Here is an 18,247-nt window from a genome sequence, read left to right on the forward strand (position 1 = left end):
CTCGGCTTCGGCGTCTCGCTTCGAGCACGGGTGTCCGTGTTGGGGGTCGGCATTATGGAGTTCATTTCGAGACCCTCCCCTCGGGTCCGAAGGATTCGTCGCGATAGTCCCGACTATGGCCCTCCTCAGGTGCGGCCGCATCAGGGTGAACCCCCCCAGGTCTGGGTGCATCCGGCGGCAGACCGCTCGCGAGGGGCTACGAGCCTGGACGGATGCCGGTCGGATCCCTCACGCGGGGGACGACGAACGCCGACCGCCTGCGCCGGGCCGGCCTCGAGATCGACCCGGCGCGGGCGCGCACGGCGCGGCGAGCTCACGGTGCCGTGGGCGGCGGTCGCGCCGGGCTGACCCGCTACGGCTTGCGGACGCCCAGCCTCGGCAGCCTCGGCACCTCGACCGCCGCACCCGCGTCGGCGGGGACGATCTCGACCTGTGCCGCCGCGACATCGATGCCGTGGCTCTCGACGATGAGCTCGAGCGCGGCAGGCACCTGGCGCTTCACGACGGCGAGTGCGACGGGGCCCAGTTCGTGGTGCATGGCGCTCGAGGTGATGTGCCCGACCGTGCGACGCTCGGGTGCCGCGCCGTCGGCGGGCTCGGGGCGCACCTTCTCGCCGACGACCGCGTCGCCCGGTGCTGGCAGCACCGTGTCGCTGCCGTCGAGGTGCAGCAGCACGAGGCGCCGGGGCGGACGGCCGAGGTTCAGCACCTTCGCGACCGTCTCCTGCCCCTTGTAGCAGCCCTTGCCGAGGTCGACGGAACTGCGCAGCCAGTCGAGCTCATGCGGGATCGACTTCTCGTCGACCTCGGTGGCGAGGCGCGGGCGCCACGCCGCGATGCGGAGGGCCTCGGCCGCGAGCGAGCCTGCCACTGCGACCCGGCCGGCGCGCACGGCGGCCGCGGCGTCGGCGAGGGCCGCACGTGGCACGACGCGTTCGATCCAATGCCAGCCGGATGACGGGTGGCCCGCGTCTGGAGCGTAGCGGTGCGCGCCGGGCGCGGGCGCCGACCACGGATCGATCCAGTCGAGCGCGACGCCGTTCGGTGGGGCAGCGGATGTCGCGGCATCGAGTGCCGACGTCGACATGGCGCCGATGACGGCGAACTCGGCCGTGCGGTCGGCCACCTCGACGCGGAGCATGAAGCGCATGCGTTCGAGGAACGCCGCGAGGGGTTCGGCGTCGGAGCCCTCGACGATGAGCCAACTCCTCACACCGTCGTCGACGACGTGCGCGACGTGCTCGATGCGGCCGGATGCGTCAAGGAAGAGCGCCTCTGCCGACCCTCCGGGAGCGAGCCGATCGAGTGCCTGGCTCGCCATCGAGTGCAGCCACGTGAGCCGGTCGGCGCCGGTGACCGTGAGCACGCCGCGGTTCGAGCAGTCGACGACCGCCTCGCCGCGCTCGAGTCGGCGCTGTTCGACGATGGGATTGCCGTAATGGCCGGCGACGCCTACGTCGACGCCTTCGGCGGGCACGGCACCGTCGAGCGCGAGGAAGGGGTCGTGCGTCATCAGTCCACCTTCGCGAGTCGGGCCGAGGCGTGGGTGCGCAAGTCCTGCCCCAGAGCGGCGATGTCCCACGCCCAGAGGAGGTGACCCTCCACGAGCCCGTAGAGCCGGGTCGCCGCGGCGTAGTCCTTCGCGCCGGCGGTGCGCATGACGGCGTCGGTGGCGAGGTCGATGCGCGGCCCCTTCACCTGCCCCAGGTAGAGCTCGGCGACGCCGCCCGGGTGCACGAGCGCCACCTCGAGGTCGAATCCCCCGCCGGCGTTGCGCAGTGTCTCGACCGACTCCGCATCGGAGTAGCGCGACGGACCGACCGCCGGCAACAGCGCCGGGCCGGCATCGCCCTCGCCGAGCTGCCGTTCGATGCGCCAATAGCCGGTCTCGGCGGCGAGGGGCTCGGGATCGCCGTCGGGCTCATCGTTGAAGAGCCACGTGTACGAGGTGTAGTTGAGGTACGGCATTCCGTCGTGGCTGAAGCTCACGCGCTGGCCGAACTCATGCGAGATCGAGCCGTCGGCGACCTTGTAGTCGATCACACCTGACCCCTCCCAGACGCCGATGAGCCATGAGAGCGGGACGAGCTCGGCCGGAAGGTCGACGGGTAGCTCGATCATGCGACTAGCGCTGCCCCCTGAACAGTTTGAAGACGACGACGCCGCTGATCCACGCGATCGCGAGGCTCGCGAGGCCGAGCAAGCCGATGAAGAGGAGTTCGAGGGCGAGCAGCTGCGACATGCTCCGAGTCTACCCGCTCACACGAGCACGACGGGGGCCGCTGCGAGGGCCGCGAGGGCGACGACGACGACGGCCCCGGCGATCGACGAACTCGTCCTCGCGACGAACCCCTCGGGCCGGCGCGAGGCGAGTTGCGCGGCGAGTGTCAGGAGCACGCACGTCGCGAAGACGACGCCGAGGGCGGCGTAGACGCCGACCGGCGTGGAGTCGCCGAACCAATCCGTCGTGCCGGTGTACGCGAGGACGATGACGGCGATCGCCCCGGCGAGGGCGACGACCCAGATGAGCAGGATGCCGGGCCATCCGCTTCTCGCCGGTGCACCGTCCGCCTGCATCTGCTCCCCGCCCGTCTCGCATTGACGCCCGTCGGCGTCCCGTAGTATTGACCGCACCCTACTACTGGAGGCCGGTGACTACGGAGGAGGTACTGCCGTGGCGCAGCTGCTGATCCTGTCGCCGGCGGACGACGACGACGTTCTCCCGGCTCTGACGCTCCTGTCTCACCGCACGCGGGTCATCCCCGCCTCGCCCGAGCAGCTGGTGAGGGCGCCCGAATCCGATCTCGTCCTCCTCGATGCGCGCACGAACCTGGCGGGCGCGAAGGCCCTCTCGCAGATCCTTCGCACCACCGGGCTGTCGGTGCCGCTCATCCTCATCGTGACCGAGGGCGGTCTCGCCGCGGTCACGTCCGACTGGGGCGTCGACGACGTCGTGCTCGAGCATGCCGGTCCCGCAGAGCTCGACGCCCGCATCCGACTCGCCATCGGCCGCGCCCGGTCCGCGCAGCCGGCCGAACGCATCCAGACGTCCGGCGTCGTCATCGACGAGGCCAGCTATTCGGCGAAGGTGCACGGGCGAGCGCTCGACCTGACGTTCAAGGAGTTCGAGCTCCTCCGCTTCCTCGCGGCGCATCCGTCCCGGGTCTTCACCCGCGAGCAACTGCTGAGCGAGGTCTGGGGCTACGACTACTTCGGCGGCACTCGCACCGTCGACGTGCACGTGCGGAGGCTGCGCGCGAAGCTCGGCGATCTCGACAGCCTCATCGGCACGGTGCGCAACGTGGGCTACCGCTTCAACGTGCACGAGGACGACGACCACGGCGCACCCGTCACCGCGCATTGACGCGGCACCCGCCGGCGTCGTCGGCGCGAATGGCATGATGAGGGGATGACCGACAGCGTCCTCGACGAAGACCGCACCGCGAGCGATTTCGACGACGACTTCGAGCCGTTCGACATCGAGGGCGCGCCCGAGCTGCCGGCCGAACGCTACCTCGATCGCGAACTCAGTTGGCTCGCGTTCAATCAGCGGGTGCTCGAGCTCGCGGAGGACCCACGGCAGCCCGTGCTCGAGCGGGCGAACTTCCTCGCGATCTTCGCCTCGAACCTCGACGAGTTCTTCATGGTGCGCGTCGCGGGCCTGAAACGCCGTATCCTCACCGGCCTCGCCGTGCCGACGAATGTGGGCCGTGCTCCGGTCGACGTGCTCAGCGACATCTCGAAGAAGGCCAACGAACTGCAGGAACGGCAGGCCGCCGTCTACCAGGAGCTCGTCAAGCCCGCCCTCGCCGAAGCCGGCATCCGCATCGTCTCGTGGGACGACCTCGGCGAGCGCGAGACCGCCCACCTGCACGGATACTTCTCCCGCCAGATCTTCCCGGTGCTCATGCCGCTCGCGGTGGATCCGGCGCATCCGTTCCCCTATATCTCGGGTCTCTCGCTCAACCTCTCGGTGCGCGTGCGCAACAGCAGGACCGGCCGACAGGAGTTCGCCCGGGTCAAGGTGCCGCAGATGCTGCCGCGCTTCGTGCGCGTCGACCCCGAGGAGACCATCGAGGACGCCCGGTACATCACGCTCGAGGACCTCATCGCCAACCACCTCGGCGACCTGTTCCCGGGTATGGAGATCGTGGAGCACCACGTGTTCCGCGTGACCCGCAACGAGGATGTCGAGATCGAGGAGGACGAGACCGAGAACCTCATCAAAGCGCTCGAGAAGGAGCTGCTCCGTCGTCGTTTCGGGCCGCCCATCCGGCTCGAGATCACCGACGACATGGATGAGGTGACGCTCGGTCTGCTCTCCCGCGAGCTCGACGTGCCCGACCAGGGGATCTTCCGCCTTCCCGCCCCGCTCGACCTCGGCGGGCTCTTCGACCTCTCCCGGCTCGATCGGCCCGAACTGCACTACCCCACGCACGTGCCGACCACGAGCGTGCAGCTGCTGCCCTCCGAACCGAACCTGAAGCCCGACGTGTTCGCCGCCATCGCGCGCAAGGACGTGCTCGTGCACCATCCGTACGAGTCCTTCGCCACGAGCGTGCAGGCGTTCGTGGAGCAGGCCGCCGCCGACCCCGATGTGCTCGCGATCAAGCAGACGCTCTATCGCACGTCCGGCGACAGCCCGATCGTCGAGGCGCTCATCGACGCCGCGGAGTCCGGCAAGCAGGTGCTCGCCCTCGTCGAGATCAAGGCCCGCTTCGACGAGCAGGCGAACATCACGTGGGCGCGCAAGCTCGAGAAGGCCGGCGTGCACGTCGTCTACGGCCTCGTCGGGTTGAAGACCCACTGCAAGCTCGCGCTGGTGATCCGGCAGGAGAAGGGCGGACTTCGCCACTACAGCCACATCGGCACGGGCAATTACAACCCGAAGACGAGCCGCATCTACGAGGACCTCGGCCTCTTCACCGCAGACGACCAGGTCGGCAAAGACCTGACGCGCCTGTTCAACGAACTCTCGGGCTACGCGATCGAGAAGAAGTTCAAACGCCTCCTGGTGGCGCCGCTGCACCTGCGGAAGGGGCTCCTCAAGCTCATCGCGGCGGAGGTGCGCAACGCCGAGGCCGGGCGGCCCTCCGGCATCCGGATCAAGGTGAACTCCATGGTCGACGAGGCGATCATCGACGCGCTGTATCGGGCCTCGAACGCCGGCGTTCCGGTCGACGTCTGGGTGCGCGGCATCTGCAGCCTCCGCCCCGGCATCCCGGGGCTCAGCGAGAACATCCGCGTACGCTCCATCCTCGGCCGGTACCTCGAGCACTCGCGCATCTTCTCGTTCCTGAACGACGGCGACCCGCAGGTCTACATCGGCTCCGCCGACATGATGCACCGCAACCTCGACCGGCGCATCGAGGCGCTGGTGCGGCTCGTCGATCCCGACCACCTCGCCCAGATCGACTCGCTCTTCGACCAGGCCATGGCCGAGACGACGAGCTCGTGGTGGCTCGACGGCGACGGCGAGTGGACCCGCCACTCGATCGACGATGCGGGGCATCCGCTCGACGACATCCAGAGCCGCCTCATGCAGCAGATCGGACGGCGCACCCGCACGGGGAAGCGACGGTGACGACTGCGGTCTACGCCGCGGGCGCCGTGTGCTGGCGCTTCATCGACGGCAAGCTGCACGTGCTGGTCATCCACCGCACCGTGTACGGCGACGTGACGATCCCGAAGGGCAAGGTCGAGCCCGGCGAGTCGCTGCCGCGCACCGCCGTGCGAGAGATCGCCGAGGAGACGGGGCTCGAGGTCGCGCTCGGCGTGCCGCTCGGCGTCTCGCGATACCCGATGCCGAGCGGGCGGGAGAAGATCGTGCACTACTGGGCGGCCGAGGTGAGCGAGCGCTCGGTGCAGCGCTCGACGTTCAAGCCGAACGCGGAGGTCGCCGCGCTCGAGTGGGTCACGATCAAGCGCGCCCGCGGATACCTCAGCTACGAGCCCGACAGGGAGATCCTGGAGAACTTCGCGAAGCTCGTCGAACAGGGCGTCACGAGCACGTTCGCGCTCCTGCTCCTGCGCCACGGCAAGGCCGTCGGACGAGGGGCATGGAAGGGTCCGGATGCCTCGCGGCCGCTCGCCGAGCGCGGCGTGGCGCAGGCCGCGAGCCTCGTCGACACCCTCACCGCCTGGGCGCCGAAGCGCATCGTCTCGAGCCCCGCGGTTCGGTGCGTGACGACGGTCGCCCCCCTCGCGGCGGCGACGGGCATCGAGATCAAGCGCGAGGCCGGCATCAGTCAGGACGCGTGGGAGTCCGACGACGCCGAGGTGCGACGCGTCGTCGGCAAGCGCGTGCGCTCGGGCAAGACCACGGTCATCTGCGGCCACGGCCCGGTGCTGCCCGAGATGATCCGGGAGATCGCCCTCGCGACGGCGACACCGCTCGGTTCGTACGTGACGGATGCCGCGGGGCTCGAGACCGGGGCGTTCAGCGTCGTGCACCTCTCCGCGACGAACTCCGGCTCGGGCATCATCGCGATCGAGACGCACGCGCCGAGAGCCTGACCATCGCGGCGGCGGCACCCGCACCGACAGACCTCGTTCACCTCCCGTTCACCGGCGTGGCGGAAGCTCGTAAGGCGAGCTGATTACCGTCGCAGGCGGGTCGGCACCGGCCCCGAATCCTGCAATCGAACCCCCCGGAAGGGAATCACGTGAACCTCAAGCGTTTCGGCGTGCCCATCGCCTTCGCCGTCACGGCGGCGCTCGCGCTCAGCTCCTGTGCCTCGAACGAGGGCGGCGCCGCCGCAGCCGACGAGTCGGCCTCGTCGCTCTCGGGCAGCCTCGTCGGCGCCGGCGCCTCCTCGCAGGAAACGGCCCAAGCGGCCTGGATCGCCGGATTCCAGACCGCGAACCCCGACGTCACGATCGACTACGACCCCTCCGGCTCGGGCGCGGGACGCGACACCTTCCTCGCCGGGGCCAGCGACTTCGCCGGCTCCGACCGTGCATTCAAGGATGAGGAGATCGAAGCGGGCGGCTTCGAGAAGTGCGTGCCCGACAGCTCGATCGTCGAGCTGCCGGTCTACATCTCGCCGATCGCGGTGATCTTCAACCTCGACGGCGTCGACTCCCTCGACCTCGACGCGGCCACCGTCGCGGGCATCTTCGCCGGCACGATCACGAAGTGGAATGACCCGGCGATCGCCGCGACGAACCCGGGCGTGACGCTGCCCGACCTCGCGATCACCGCGGTGCACCGCTCCGACAAGTCGGGCACCACCGGCAACTTCACCGAGTACCTCGCGGCCGCGGCGCCCGATGCCTGGACCGCCGGCGCGGTCGAGGAATGGCCGTTCGAGAGCGGCGAGGCCGCACAGGGCACCTCCGGGGTGGTCGACGCCGTGAAGAACGGCACCGGCACCATCGGCTATGCGGATGCCTCGCGCGCCGAGGGTCTCGGCACCGTGGCGATCAAGGTCGGCGACGAATTCGTCTCGTACTCGCCCGAGGCCGCGTCGGCGATCGTCGACGCCTCGCCGTTCGTCTCGGGCCGCGCCGAGGGCGACCTCGCGATCGAGCTCGACCGCACCTCGACCGAGGCCGGCGTCTACCCGATCGTGCTCGTGAGCTACCTCATCGCCTGCGCCGAGTACGCCGACGCGGCGAACGTGGAGCTCGTCAAGGAGTACCTCGGCTTCGTCGCGAGCGCCGAGGGCCAGGACGCGGCATCCGAGAACTCGGGCTCCGCCCCGATCTCGGACACGCTGCGCGAGAAGATCACGGCTGTGATCGATTCGATCCAGTAGGAGGTTCGTGCCCGACCCCGAAGGTTTCGCGGAACGCGACGGGGTCGGGCACGGCCATGTCCCCAGTTTCAACCGAACCAGAGAACTCGAGGATTGCGCCAGATGAGCTCTGCCACCACCACGATCACGGCGAAGCAACGGCCGGGCGATCGGGTCTTCTCGGGTTCCGCCGTGTTCGCCGGATCGATGATCCTCGTGACGCTCGCTGCGGTCGCGATCTTCCTCATCGTGCAGAGCATTCCCGCGCTCTTCGCCACGAGCGAGGAGGCCTCGATCCTGGAGACGAACTTCTGGTCGTACGTCGGCCCGCTCGTCTTCGGCACGGTATGGGCGGCGGCGCTCGCGCTCCTCATGGCCGTGCCGGTCTCCATCGGCATCGCACTGTTCATCTCGCACTACGCCCCGCGGCGACTCGCTTCGGTGCTCGGCTACATCGTCGACCTGCTCGCGGCCGTGCCCTCGGTCGTGTTCGGCCTGTGGGGCATCGGCGTGCTTGCCCCGGCGGTGCAGCCGTTCTACACCTGGCTCGTCGACAACCTCGGCTGGTTCCCGCTCTTCGCCGGGCCCGTGTCGGGCACGGGCCGCACCATCCTCACCGCTGCCGTCGTACTGGCCGTGATGGTGCTGCCGATCATGACGGCCATCTGCCGCGAGGTCTTCCTGCAGACCCCGGTACTGCACGAGGAGGCGGCACTCGCCCTCGGAGCGACCCGCTGGGAGATGATCCGCGTGGCGGTACTGCCGTTCGGCCGCTCGGGCATCATCTCGGCATCGGTGCTCGGCCTCGGCCGCGCGCTCGGCGAGACCATGGCGGTCGCGATGGTGCTCTCGGCCACCGGTGCGGTCACGTTCCAGCTGCTCACCTCGGTGAACCCGTCGACGATCGCCGCGAACATCGCGCTCAGCTTCCCCGAGGCGTACGGGATGAACGTCAACGTGCTCATCGCCACGGGCCTCATCCTCTTCGTCGTGACGTTCGCGGTCAACGCGTTCGCCCGCTGGATCGTGAGCCGTCGCAAGGAATTCTCGGGAGCCAACTGATGACGACCACCACGAAGCCCGAACCCGAGACCTCGACCCGGCCGGCCCCGTCGCCGATCGCGAACTCGCTCACCGCGGGTCGCCTGCCCAAGCCCGCCCCCTGGGTCATCCTCGGCGCGGCAATCGCCGTCGCGGCGGCCGTCTACGGCGTGCTCGCCCTCGCCGACGGCGGCGGGTTCGACTGGGGCGGCACACTGGTCGTCGGAGCGCTGCTGTACATCCCGTCGATCTGGCTCTTCTCGACGCTCGTCGAGGGACGCAGACGGGCGATGGACCGCCTCGTCACCGCCCTCGTCACCGGAGCGTTCGTGCTCGCGATGATCCCGCTCGTCTCGCTCGGCATCACGGTCGTGACCTACGGCCTCGCACGCTTCGACGTCGAGTTCTTCACGTTCTCGATGCGCAACATCACCGGCGAGGGCGGCGGAGCGCTGCACGCGATCGTCGGCACCGTGCTCATCACGGGCGCCGCCGCGATCATCTCCATCCCCATCGGCCTCCTCACCTCGATCTACCTGGTCGAATACGGCCGCGGCCGGCTCGCCCGTGGCATCACCTTCCTCGTCGACGTGATGACCGGCATTCCGTCGATCGTGGCCGGCCTCTTCGCCTATGCGCTCTTCTCGATCTTCCTCGGGCCCGGCACCCGCACCGGCATCGCCGGCGCCGTGGCGCTCGCCGTGCTCATGATCCCGGTCGTGGTGCGGTCGAGCGAGGAGATGCTGCGGCTCGTGCCGAACGAGCTGCGCGAGGCGGCGTACGCCCTCGGCGTGCCCAAGTGGCTCACGATCGTGAAGGTCGTGCTGCCCACCTCGATCGCAGGCATCACGACCGGCATCATGCTCTCGATCGCCCGCGTCATCGGGGAGACCGCGCCGCTGCTCATCGCGGCGGGCTTCACGGCGAGCATGAACTACAACCTGTTCGACGGTCGCATGCAGTCGCTGCCGGTGTTCGTCTACACGCAGTACGCGAACCAGGGCAATCCTGCCGAGGCATACCTCGACCGTGCGTGGGCCGCCGCCCTCACGCTCATCCTCATCGTCATGGCGCTGAACCTCATCGCGCGGCTCGTCGCCCGCTTCTTCGCACCGAAGTTCGGCCGCTGAGCCGCACGCACCAGTTAGGAATCCCGTGTCCAAGCGCATCGAAGTCCGTGACCTCAACGTCTACTACTCGAAGTTCCTCGCCGTGGAGGGCGTGAGCCTCGAGATCGAACCCCGCAGCGTCACCGCGTTCATCGGTCCGTCGGGGTGCGGCAAGTCGACGTTCCTCCGCACCCTCAACCGCATGCACGAGGTGATCCCCGGCGCCCGCGTCGAGGGCGACGTGCTCATCGACGGCAACAACCTCTACGACCCCGACGTCGACCCCGTGCTCGTGCGCCGTCAGGTGGGCATGGTGTTCCAGCGACCGAACCCGTTCCCCACGATGTCGATCAAGGAGAACGTGCTCGCGGGCGTGAAGCTCAACAACCGGCGCATCACGAAGTCCGACGCCGACGACCTGGTCGAGAAGTCGCTGCGCGGCGCGAACCTCTGGAACGAGGTGAAGGACCGCCTCGACCGCCCGGGCTCGGGTCTCTCGGGAGGCCAGCAGCAGCGTCTGTGCATCGCGCGCGCGATCGCGGTCTCGCCCGAGGTGATCCTCATGGACGAGCCGTGCTCGGCGCTCGACCCGATCTCGACGCTCGCGATCGAGGACCTCATTGAAGACCTCAAGCAGGAGTACACAATCGTGATCGTGACCCACAACATGCAGCAGGCTTCGCGCGTCTCCGACCGCACCGCGTTCTTCAACATCGCGGGCACCGGCAAGCCCGGCAACCTCATCGAGTACGACGACACGACGACGATCTTCTCGAATCCGTCGGTCAAGGCCACCGAGGACTACGTCTCGGGCCGCTTCGGGTGACGGATGCCGCGGGGCTCCGTCAGTCGCGTGGGCTCAGCAGGTAGGCGTTCAACTCGCGGGTCTCGTCGGCGTCGTAGGGCATCGGCCGCCCGTCGACCTCGGTGACGCCCGCGGCGAGCCGGACGCTCGACACGAGCCACGCGGCATCCGCGGCCCCGAGGTCGGCGATCGGGATGTCGCGGTACTCGGTGCGCCTGCCGGACGCCTCGAGGTGCTCGAAGAGGCTGCGCTGCGTGGTGCCGTGCAGGATCGCGCCCGACGGGGCGGGCGTGGCGTACGCGTCGCCGCGGCGGATGATGACGGTCGAGGTGGGCCCCTCCATGACGTACCCGTCGGAGGTCGTGAAGATCGTGTCGTCGGCACCGCGTCGCCTCGCCTCGCGAAGGGCCGCCATGTTCACCGCGTAGCTCAGAGTCTTCGCGCCGAGCAGGAGCCACGGGGCGCGCTCTGCGGTGCCTCGCGCGTAGCCGCGATCGAGGGTGACGACCCGGATGCCGCGCTCCCGTGCCGCGCTGAAGTCGGCGGCGGGCGACGCGTGCAACCACGCGGTGGGGGCCGGCCCGCGCTCGACGCCTCGGCTCAGCACGAGCTTCAGCGCGAACTCGCCGTGTTGCGGGAGCGACGCCACGGCGCGCGCGATCGCGGCCTCCCACTGCGGGAGGTTCGGCTCGGGAAGCTCGCAGATGCGCGCCGAGTTCCGCAGCCGTTCCAGGTGCGGCCGGGCCTCCTGCGCGTGGCCGTCGACCACGCCGATCGTCTCGAAGATGCCGTCGCCGCGCTGCGTCGAGAGCTCCCCCACCCGCAGCGCCGGCGCGGATGCGTCGACCTCGCGGAACGTCGCATCGAGATCGGGCACGGTCGCGTCGGCGGGGAGCGGTTCGATGAGGAGGGTGACGGTTCCGGCCATCCCTCGATGCTACGCGGCATGTGTATGGCCGGGCCGCAGAACGCCTCTCGGCGCGAGGCCGCTCGCAGCGGCGAATATTGGAGCCCGGGGTTACTGCGGCCCGGCCACGTCAAGTGTAAACGAGGCGCGGAGCTCGAACATTCCCGCGGCGGACCAAGCGCTCAGTCGAGCGAATCGCGTCGCCAGAGCCTCGCGCACGAGGCGAACTCGTCGGCGAGCTGCGTGAGACGGAGCGCGCGCTGCGTGAGTTCGCCGGGCCGGTCGGGATTTGCGGCATCCGTGGCATCGGCGTCGTCTGCGAGGCTCGCGAAGCCTGCGGCGACGAGCCTCGAGAAGGCGGCCGCCCGCTCGAGCGCGACGGCGAAGTCACCCGTGAAGAGTCCCTGCAGGATGCGGTCGGCGAGGTCTTGCACCTCTGGCGCGCTCGCGGGGATCGGAGCGCCGGCGACGACCTGGTCGATCGTGTGCGACACCTCGGTGCCCCGCTGGAATGCATGGCTCACGCCGTGCGGATCTTGCTGGATGAGGGCGCGCAGCAGGTAGACGCGCCAGAGCGCGCCGGGGAGGCTCTTCGCCGACGCGTGCGACCACAGCTCGGCGATCGCGTCGATGCCGTGCTTGTCGGTGTAGGAGACGAGACGCGCGACGACGGCCGGATCGGGATCCGCCCGCACCCGCGACAGGAGCGCCGCAGCCGTGTCGTGCGCCACGCGGCTGACCTGCGCCGGATCTTCCGCGCCGAGGTAGCCCTCGAACATGCCCGGCGGGAACCGTGTGGGTCGGTGGAAATCGGAAGCCATCGCCGTCAGGTTACCCCGCCACCCTGAGCGCGCAGCATCAACGCGGTTCGCCAGTTGTCGCCCATGCGTTCATAGGTGACCCTGGCGTGGCAGTTGCGGCAGCGGACGTCGCACTTCGCGATCTCGGCCATGATGCGCGCGAGCGAGTAGCCGTGCTGGACCAGCCGCATCACGTCGGCCTGCTTCTTCGCTTCAACACGGTGGTCGAAGTCCAAGACGCGGATGTCGCACTCACCGCATCGACGCAAGTGTGCGTGAGGAGGTAGGCACCCACCGCATCGATCGCAATGCGTCGCTGCGCCGCCTTGCGCCGCATGATGACGCGCACATGGGCTTCTCGATTTCGTGCGTAGTACGCGCGCGCCTGCGCGCGGTTGCAGTCGCGACAGACGTTCTGCAACCCATCAGGTGATGCGCTCTTACGGTTGAATTCGGAGTTCTCCCGTGGGTTTCGACAGATCGTGCACACCTTCATCTTCGGAGCGTATGTGCATCCACTGACACGCACGGCGCCGGGCTGGCGAGGTCTCGCCTGCGACGGGTCATCGTGCCCCCACAGGGACTCGAACCCTGGACCCACGGATTAACCTGCTGCACTAGGTTTCCCTAGCCACCGTGCGACGCACGGCTTGCAGTCTGGACTATATCTTCACCTTCGACCGAATCGTTCAGGTGCGCCGCGTGTAGTCTCTGAGGTTCCCTTACGGTTACCTGCTGATTGCCCAATCCCTCGGATTGTCACTGCATCTGGTCGATGCGAGTACCTCGGGCTCTCAGGGTGTTCCAGCATATAGCGGCGGTCATCCAACGCATTTCTGCGCTGGCGCTCCATCTTGTTCATTTGAAGTCCGTTGCTCTAACCAACTGAGCTATAGGGGCATCGACCACCCTATCAGCGGCCCTCTATGCCCATGGGGCACCAATGCACAGCCACGCGATGGACCCGTCGGCGCCCAACACGATCGACGTCCCGTGTCAAGGGCCTTCTGCGGGTGGCGCCGGCCGCGTAGAACTGTCGCATCGGGTCGAGCGACCCGAACAGGCGGGCCGGGCCGGCCGGCGCAGCGCACGACCACGCGCTTCCCAGGACACGCCGACCGGCTCAGGTCCCCCGACTCGGCGGGGCCCGTCAGTGGGGCGGCACGCGCCCGGCGACGCCGTTCTCGAAGGCCCAGATCACGACGTGCACCCGGTCGGGAAGCCCGAGCTTCGCGAGGATCGACGCGATGTGCGTCTTCACGGTGTTGCCGGTCATGAAGAGGCGGCGGGCGATCGCCTCGTTCGAGGCGCCGGTCAGCAGTTCGCCGAGCACCTCGCGCTCGCGGGCGGTCAGCGGAGCGAGCAGCGCCTCCGCATCGACGGGTTCGGGCACCCGTGCGACGAACTCCACGAGACTCGCGGTCGCGCGCGGCGCGATCACCGAGTCGCCGGCGTGCACCGACCGGATCGCCTCGGCGAGCTCGTCGCTCGAGGCGTCCTTGGTGAGGAATCCGCTCGCACCCGCGCGGATCGCGGCGAAGACGTACTCGTCGAGGTCGTACGTCGTCAGCACGAGCACCCGGGTGTGCGGGTGGTCACGACGCAGCGACGCTGTCGCCTGGATGCCGTCGAGGCGCGGCATCCGGATGTCCATCAGCACCACGTCGATGCGGTGCGCACGGGCCAGTTCGAGCAATTCGGCGCCGTCGGATGCCTCGGCCACGACATCGAGGCCGTCGTGCACCTCGACCATGGCGCTGACGGCCGAACGGATGAGCGCCTGGTCGTCGGCGATCGCCACGCGGATGCGGTCGGCGGCAGCGGACTCAGTCACCGGACTCCTCCACCGGACTCCTCAGTGGTGAGGGGCAGCGTCGCACGCGTCCGCCATTCGCCGACGACCCCGGGGCCGCTCTCGAAGCGCCCGCCGACCTGTTCGACCCGGTCGCGCATGCCCCGGATGCCGCGGCCGACGCCGCCCGGACCTGACGCGGCATCCGCACCCGACACGGCATCCGGCGCCCTCTGACCGCCATCGTCCGTGACGACGACGACGAGCTCATCGCCGCCCCACATGAGGTGCACCTCGCTGCGGGTCGGCGGCTGGGTGTGTCGCAGGGTGTTCGTGAGCGACTCCTGCACGACGCGGTAGGCGGTGAGCGCGACGCCGGGACTCACCCGGCCCCGAGCGCCCGACACCGTGAGCTCGGCCGACCGTTGCGGGCCCGAGGCGCGCTCGACGAGCGCCGCGATGTCGTCGAGCCCGGGGCTCGGCTCACGAGGCAGGCCGACCGGCGCGTCCGCCGGTGCGGACGGCGGTTCGGCGAGCACCCCGAGGAGGCCGCGCATGTCGCTCATCGCCGTGCGGCCCGTCGCGACGACCTGCTCGATCGCGGCACGCGAGCGGGCGTCGTCCCGGCCCTGCAGCACGCGGGCGGCCTCGGCCTGCGCGACCATCACCGCGAGTGAGTGCGAGATCACGTCGTGCAGTTCGCGGCCGATGCGGCGACGCTCGGCGGCTCCGGCGGCCCGGTCGGCCTGCAGCCTGATCTCGGCGGCCTGCGCTCGCCCCAGCTCCTGGGCGGCGAGCTTGCGATGGGACTCGCGACGATAGCGTCCCAGAGCCCACGCTGCGCCGATCGACGCGACGAGGAACCCCTCCAGCGCGATCAGTGCCGGCGGGTCGGCCGTCGGCGCCCAGGGCACCGAGACGGCCGTGATCATCGCGGCTCCGACGAGTCCCACCACGACCCCGGCGAGGTCGGCGAGCCGGTCGTCGCTCGCCGCGGCGGTGAAGACGACGACGAGGAAGCAGAGGCTCGACGGCAGCAGCACGACGTCGTACGGCATGCCGGGAAGGCTTGCGAGCACGAGACCGAGCATGGCGGCGGATGCCACGACCAGCGCTGCCCGCAGCCAGCGGCGACGGAGGGCGACCGTCACGTGCAGCGCCGCATACAGCGTGAGCGTTGCGGCGAGCCAGCTGCCGTCCTGGGGAAGGCGCGCCGCGTTGAGGATCTCGACGAGGGTGAGGGGCAGGAGGGCCGCGGCGGCGGCACCCGCCCACACCCAGTCGGCGAGCGACGGCGCGCGCGGCGAGTCGGCCCGAGCGAGCGCGGGCGACGGCTGGAGGCGGGCTGGCAGGGTCATTGCTCGATCCACGTTATCGGTGGGCCGCGTCGCGGGTCTCACCCGATCGGGTGAGGCGGCGGCAGGTGGCGACGGGAGAGGCTGCGGAACGAATCAGCACCAGCCACGAGATCGGAGACGACATGGCGTCCACAGACAGCCCACCATCGATGCGGGAGGCGCGGGAGGCGCGGGATGCCACGGCGTCGCGACGGGATCGGAGGCTGCGCGCAATCGGCTACGTCGCCCTCATCGCATCCGCGGCAGTCGCGGGTCTCGGGCTCCTATGGCTCGTCGTGCCCGGGTCGAACCCGTTCGGCGCCGGAAAGTTGCTCGACTCCGCGGACGCGTTCCTCGGGCCAGCGACCGTCGCCGTGGCGGCGATCGTGACCGGTCTGGCCGGTGTGGTGCTCGCCCTGTTGCCGGTCGACGGCTCGAGGCCTCGGCTGGTCACGCCGCTCGGGTTCGCCTCGGGTGCGCTTGCGATCGTCATGGGCATCGCGTTCGGGAGCACCGGCATCATCGCCGTCGCGGGCTACCTGTTCGGCCTCGCCGCCGTGGTCGCCGGCATCGTCACTATCGTCGTGACCCTGTTCCGCGCGCCGCGTCTCGGCGTGACGCTGATCGCGGGCCTCGCCGTGCTCGTTGCGGCATCCGTCTGGCTCGCCGGCCTGACCTTCGTGGGCATCGCGGAATTCGCGACCGCATTCGCCGGCGCACTCGCCGCCGACGCACCCGGCCTGCTCGTCGCCGGCATCGTCGTCACGGCGATCGTCGTGTGGTCGACGCGCGGGGTGATCGCCGTGCGCACGAGCCGCGGCGGCCGCGCCTTCGAAGCATGGATCGTGCGGCACCGCCGCATGATCACCATCCTCGCCGCGCTCGGCCCGTTGCCCTACGCAGTGGTTCGAGCGACGTGGCTCACCCCGTGGCCCGTCTTCGGCCCCGACTCCGACGCGATGACCCCCGACACCCTCGCGACCGGGCTCATGCTCGGCTCGGGTGCGGTCGCGGCGAGCGTGCTCACCCTCGGCCTGATCCTGCCGTGGGGTGTGCGCTTCCCGCGGTGGATGCCGCGAATCGGGGGACGTGCGGTTCCCGTGCAGATGGCCGTCGTACCGGGCCTCCTGGCCGCGGCAGTGCTCTGCATCTCGGCGCCGGCGATGCTCCGGATGATGGGCAACGCCGGCGTGATCGACGGCGTGCTGCTGAACCTGGTGCTGCCGCTCTGGTTCTGGGGGCCGATGCTGGCCCTCGCGGTGTGGGCATATGCCGCGTGGCGCGGCGACACGACCCGGCCGCCCGCGACGCCGCGGGGGTAGCCGCACACGTCGTCGAGGCGGCTGCCCGCCGGCGCCGGGCACCGCCCGACGGGTGTTCGAGCTATCGGGGATCGACGCGGGTCGTGGTGCACGCGCGCATGTGCGCCGACTGCTCCCGGTAGAACTCGAACACTCCCGTCACGGCGGCTCCTCCCCAGGTTCCCCTTCCTGCACCACCTCGTGCAGGTGTTTCTCACGGTAGACCTCGCGCCGGTCGACCGCCAGCATCCACACCCGTTCTGGGGGAACGGGTGACGGAACGGCGCTGGGGTGCCGGGAAGGGTTCAGCCGACGATCGCTCGCAGACCCGACATCAGGGCGACGCGCTCGGCCGAGGTGCGGGCGAGCGGCGTCACCGCGAGGGTCGTGACGCCCGCCGCGCGGAACGCCGCGACCCGCTCGGCGACCTCCGACGCCGGTCCGATGAGGGAGATCGCCCGCGCGAGTTCGTCGGGCACCGCGGCGATCGCCTCGTCCTTGCGCCCCTCGAGGTAGAGGTCCTGGATCCTCGTCGCCTCCGCCTCGAAGCCGTAGCTCGCGATGAGGTCGTTGTAGAAGTTCTTGCCGCGCGCACCCATGCCCCCGACGTAGAGCGCGAGCTGCGGCTTGACGGCGGCGAGCGCGGCGGCCGCGACATCCGCCGAGTCGGTGATGGCGAGCGCCGGACTGGCGAACACGTCGAGCGGTGCGAGCTGGGGTGAGCGTTTCGCGGCACCCGCGGCGAGCGCGTCGCCCCACACCTCGCCGGCGCGCTCGGGGTGGAAGAACATCGGAAGCCATCCGTCGGCGATCTCGGCGGTCTGCTCGACGGACTTCGGGCCGAGCGAGGCGATCGTGATCGGAATGCGGTCGCGCAGCGGGTGGTTGATGAGCTTCAGCGGCTTGCCGAGGCCCGTGCCCTCGCCCGCGGGAAGCGGGATGCGGTACTTCGCACCCTCGTGGATCACCGGCTCGCGCCGCCACGCCAACCGGCAGATCTCGACGAGCTCGCGGGTGCGCGCGAGCGGTGCGTCGTAGCGCACGCCGTGGAAACCCTCGATCACCTGCGGACCGGATGCCCCGATGCCGAGCTCGAACCGGCCGCCCGAGACGTAGTCCAGGCCCGCCGCGGTCATCGCCGTGAGCGTCGGCGTGCGCGTGTACAGCTGCAGGATGCCCGAGGCGAGCGCGATGGTCGAGGTGCGTGCCGCGAGGAACCCGAGCTGGCTCACCGCATCGAACGAGTACGCCTCGGGCACCGCGACGAGATCGATGCCCGCCCGCTCGAGCTCCACGACCTCGTCGGCCGCCTCTCGGAAGCCGCCCGCGTAGTTCAGGAACATGCCGACGCGCATCCGTCGCTCCTCGTCGTGTGTGGCGGTGGCCCGGCGTGGTGCCGACGGGCACCTCAGACCA

The 18,247-nt window shown here is 69.9% G+C and carries 17 protein-coding genes; 8 read left to right on the forward strand and 9 right to left on the reverse strand.

Features of this window, described 5'->3' with window-relative positions:
* Positions 1 to 352: 352 nt before the first annotated feature.
* The 3 genes from ACFWN7_RS03945 to ACFWN7_RS03955 all read right to left on the reverse strand — a co-directional run bounded on the left by ACFWN7_RS03945 (position 353) and on the right by ACFWN7_RS03955 (position 2,577).
* Entirely contained in the window at positions 353 to 1,513 is a 1,161-nt protein-coding gene (locus ACFWN7_RS03945) for a YgfZ/GcvT domain-containing protein (protein WP_376937417.1), read from the reverse strand.
* Positions 1,513 to 2,121 carry an FABP family protein gene (locus ACFWN7_RS03950; RefSeq protein ID WP_376937418.1) on the reverse strand — a complete coding sequence of 203 codons (609 nt, stop codon included), beginning with the start codon at positions 2,119 to 2,121 and terminating at the stop codon, positions 1,513 to 1,515. Before ACFWN7_RS03950 ends, ACFWN7_RS03945 begins: the two co-directional genes overlap by 1 nt.
* 138 nt (positions 2,122 to 2,259) lie before the next feature.
* Positions 2,260 to 2,577 carry a hypothetical protein gene (locus tag ACFWN7_RS03955; RefSeq protein WP_376937419.1) on the reverse strand — a complete coding sequence of 106 codons (318 nt, stop codon included), beginning with the start codon at positions 2,575 to 2,577 and terminating at the stop codon, positions 2,260 to 2,262.
* 97 nt (positions 2,578 to 2,674) lie between these two features.
* Here ACFWN7_RS03955 and ACFWN7_RS03960 point away from each other — a divergent pair, with 97 nt between their 5' ends.
* From ACFWN7_RS03960 to pstB, 7 genes are all read left to right on the forward strand, one after another.
* On the forward strand, positions 2,675 to 3,364 hold the full coding sequence (locus ACFWN7_RS03960) for a DNA-binding response regulator (RefSeq protein ID WP_376937420.1): 690 nt from the start codon (positions 2,675 to 2,677) through the stop codon (positions 3,362 to 3,364).
* Positions 3,365 to 3,409: 45 nt separating this feature from the next.
* Positions 3,410 to 5,584, forward strand: coding sequence for an RNA degradosome polyphosphate kinase (locus ACFWN7_RS03965; RefSeq protein WP_376937421.1), 2,175 nt, complete (start codon positions 3,410 to 3,412; stop codon positions 5,582 to 5,584).
* Complete coding sequence (locus ACFWN7_RS03970; protein WP_376937422.1) at positions 5,581 to 6,516, forward strand: NUDIX domain-containing protein; 936 nt, start codon at positions 5,581 to 5,583, stop codon at positions 6,514 to 6,516. The genes ACFWN7_RS03965 and ACFWN7_RS03970 overlap by 4 nt, the downstream gene beginning before the upstream one ends.
* A 149-nt stretch (positions 6,517 to 6,665) precedes the next feature.
* Complete coding sequence (gene pstS, locus ACFWN7_RS03975) at positions 6,666 to 7,760, forward strand: phosphate ABC transporter substrate-binding protein PstS (protein WP_376937423.1); 1,095 nt, start codon at positions 6,666 to 6,668, stop codon at positions 7,758 to 7,760.
* Positions 7,761 to 7,862: 102 nt separating this feature from the next.
* On the forward strand, positions 7,863 to 8,801 hold the full coding sequence (gene pstC / locus ACFWN7_RS03980; RefSeq protein WP_376937424.1) for a phosphate ABC transporter permease subunit PstC: 939 nt from the start codon (positions 7,863 to 7,865) through the stop codon (positions 8,799 to 8,801).
* Positions 8,801 to 9,910, forward strand: coding sequence for a phosphate ABC transporter permease PstA (gene pstA / locus ACFWN7_RS03985; protein ID WP_376937425.1), 1,110 nt, complete (start codon positions 8,801 to 8,803; stop codon positions 9,908 to 9,910). The genes pstC and pstA overlap by 1 nt, the downstream gene beginning before the upstream one ends.
* Positions 9,911 to 9,935: 25 nt before the next feature.
* Positions 9,936 to 10,715 (forward strand): phosphate ABC transporter ATP-binding protein PstB, encoded by a 780-nt coding sequence (pstB, locus tag ACFWN7_RS03990; RefSeq protein WP_376937426.1) that lies wholly within the window; start codon positions 9,936 to 9,938, stop codon positions 10,713 to 10,715.
* Between the two features lie 19 nt (positions 10,716 to 10,734).
* Here pstB and ACFWN7_RS03995 read toward each other — a convergent pair whose 3' ends face one another.
* From ACFWN7_RS03995 to ACFWN7_RS04015, 5 genes are all read right to left on the reverse strand, one after another.
* Positions 10,735 to 11,622: an aminodeoxychorismate lyase gene (locus ACFWN7_RS03995; protein WP_376937427.1), complete on the reverse strand. Its 888-nt coding sequence runs from the start codon at positions 11,620 to 11,622 to the stop codon at positions 10,735 to 10,737.
* A 161-nt stretch (positions 11,623 to 11,783) separates the two neighbouring features.
* A complete protein-coding gene (locus ACFWN7_RS04000; protein WP_376937429.1) occupies positions 11,784 to 12,422 on the reverse strand; it encodes a DNA-directed RNA polymerase subunit beta in 639 nt (212 codons plus the stop codon).
* A 5-nt stretch (positions 12,423 to 12,427) separates the two neighbouring features.
* Complete coding sequence (locus tag ACFWN7_RS04005; RefSeq protein ID WP_376937430.1) at positions 12,428 to 12,637, reverse strand: hypothetical protein; 210 nt, start codon at positions 12,635 to 12,637, stop codon at positions 12,428 to 12,430.
* A gap of 914 nt (positions 12,638 to 13,551) precedes the next feature.
* Entirely contained in the window at positions 13,552 to 14,235 is a 684-nt protein-coding gene (locus tag ACFWN7_RS04010) for a response regulator (RefSeq protein WP_376937431.1), read from the reverse strand.
* Positions 14,232 to 15,551 (reverse strand): sensor histidine kinase, encoded by a 1,320-nt coding sequence (locus ACFWN7_RS04015; protein ID WP_376937432.1) that lies wholly within the window; start codon positions 15,549 to 15,551, stop codon positions 14,232 to 14,234. The genes ACFWN7_RS04010 and ACFWN7_RS04015 overlap by 4 nt, the downstream gene beginning before the upstream one ends.
* A 122-nt stretch (positions 15,552 to 15,673) precedes the next feature.
* On the opposite strand from ACFWN7_RS04015, the gene ACFWN7_RS04020 reads away from it, so the two are divergent.
* A complete protein-coding gene (locus ACFWN7_RS04020) occupies positions 15,674 to 16,852 on the forward strand; it encodes a hypothetical protein (RefSeq protein WP_376937433.1) in 1,179 nt (392 codons plus the stop codon).
* Positions 16,853 to 17,136: 284 nt separating this feature from the next.
* Here ACFWN7_RS04020 and ACFWN7_RS04025 read toward each other — a convergent pair whose 3' ends face one another.
* Positions 17,137 to 18,186 (reverse strand): LLM class F420-dependent oxidoreductase, encoded by a 1,050-nt coding sequence (locus tag ACFWN7_RS04025; protein WP_376937434.1) that lies wholly within the window; start codon positions 18,184 to 18,186, stop codon positions 17,137 to 17,139.
* Between the last annotated feature and the right edge of the window lie 61 nt (positions 18,187 to 18,247).

It is taken from the genome of Agromyces sp. NPDC058484 (assembly GCF_042720415.1).
In the GTDB taxonomy this organism is placed as follows: domain Bacteria; phylum Actinomycetota; class Actinomycetes; order Actinomycetales; family Microbacteriaceae; genus Agromyces.

Coding starts and splice junctions, on each gene's coding strand:
- ACFWN7_RS04025 (WP_376937434.1), bottom strand. CDS start 18,186: ATGCGCGTCGGCATGTTCCTGAACTACGCGGGCGGCTTCCGAGAGGCG.
- ACFWN7_RS04000 (WP_376937429.1), bottom strand. CDS start 12,422: ATGGCTTCCGATTTCCACCGACCCACACGGTTCCCGCCGGGCATGTTC.
- ACFWN7_RS04020 (WP_376937433.1), top strand. CDS start 15,674: ATGGCGTCCACAGACAGCCCACCATCGATGCGGGAGGCGCGGGAGGCG.
- ACFWN7_RS03945 (WP_376937417.1), bottom strand. CDS start 1,513: ATGACGCACGACCCCTTCCTCGCGCTCGACGGTGCCGTGCCCGCCGAA.
- pstA (WP_376937425.1), top strand. CDS start 8,801: ATGACGACCACCACGAAGCCCGAACCCGAGACCTCGACCCGGCCGGCC.
- ACFWN7_RS03955 (WP_376937419.1), bottom strand. CDS start 2,577: ATGCAGGCGGACGGTGCACCGGCGAGAAGCGGATGGCCCGGCATCCTG.
- ACFWN7_RS04015 (WP_376937432.1), bottom strand. CDS start 15,551: ATGACCCTGCCAGCCCGCCTCCAGCCGTCGCCCGCGCTCGCTCGGGCC.
- ACFWN7_RS03950 (WP_376937418.1), bottom strand. CDS start 2,121: ATGATCGAGCTACCCGTCGACCTTCCGGCCGAGCTCGTCCCGCTCTCA.
- ACFWN7_RS03995 (WP_376937427.1), bottom strand. CDS start 11,622: ATGGCCGGAACCGTCACCCTCCTCATCGAACCGCTCCCCGCCGACGCG.
- ACFWN7_RS03965 (WP_376937421.1), top strand. CDS start 3,410: ATGACCGACAGCGTCCTCGACGAAGACCGCACCGCGAGCGATTTCGAC.
- pstC (WP_376937424.1), top strand. CDS start 7,863: ATGAGCTCTGCCACCACCACGATCACGGCGAAGCAACGGCCGGGCGAT.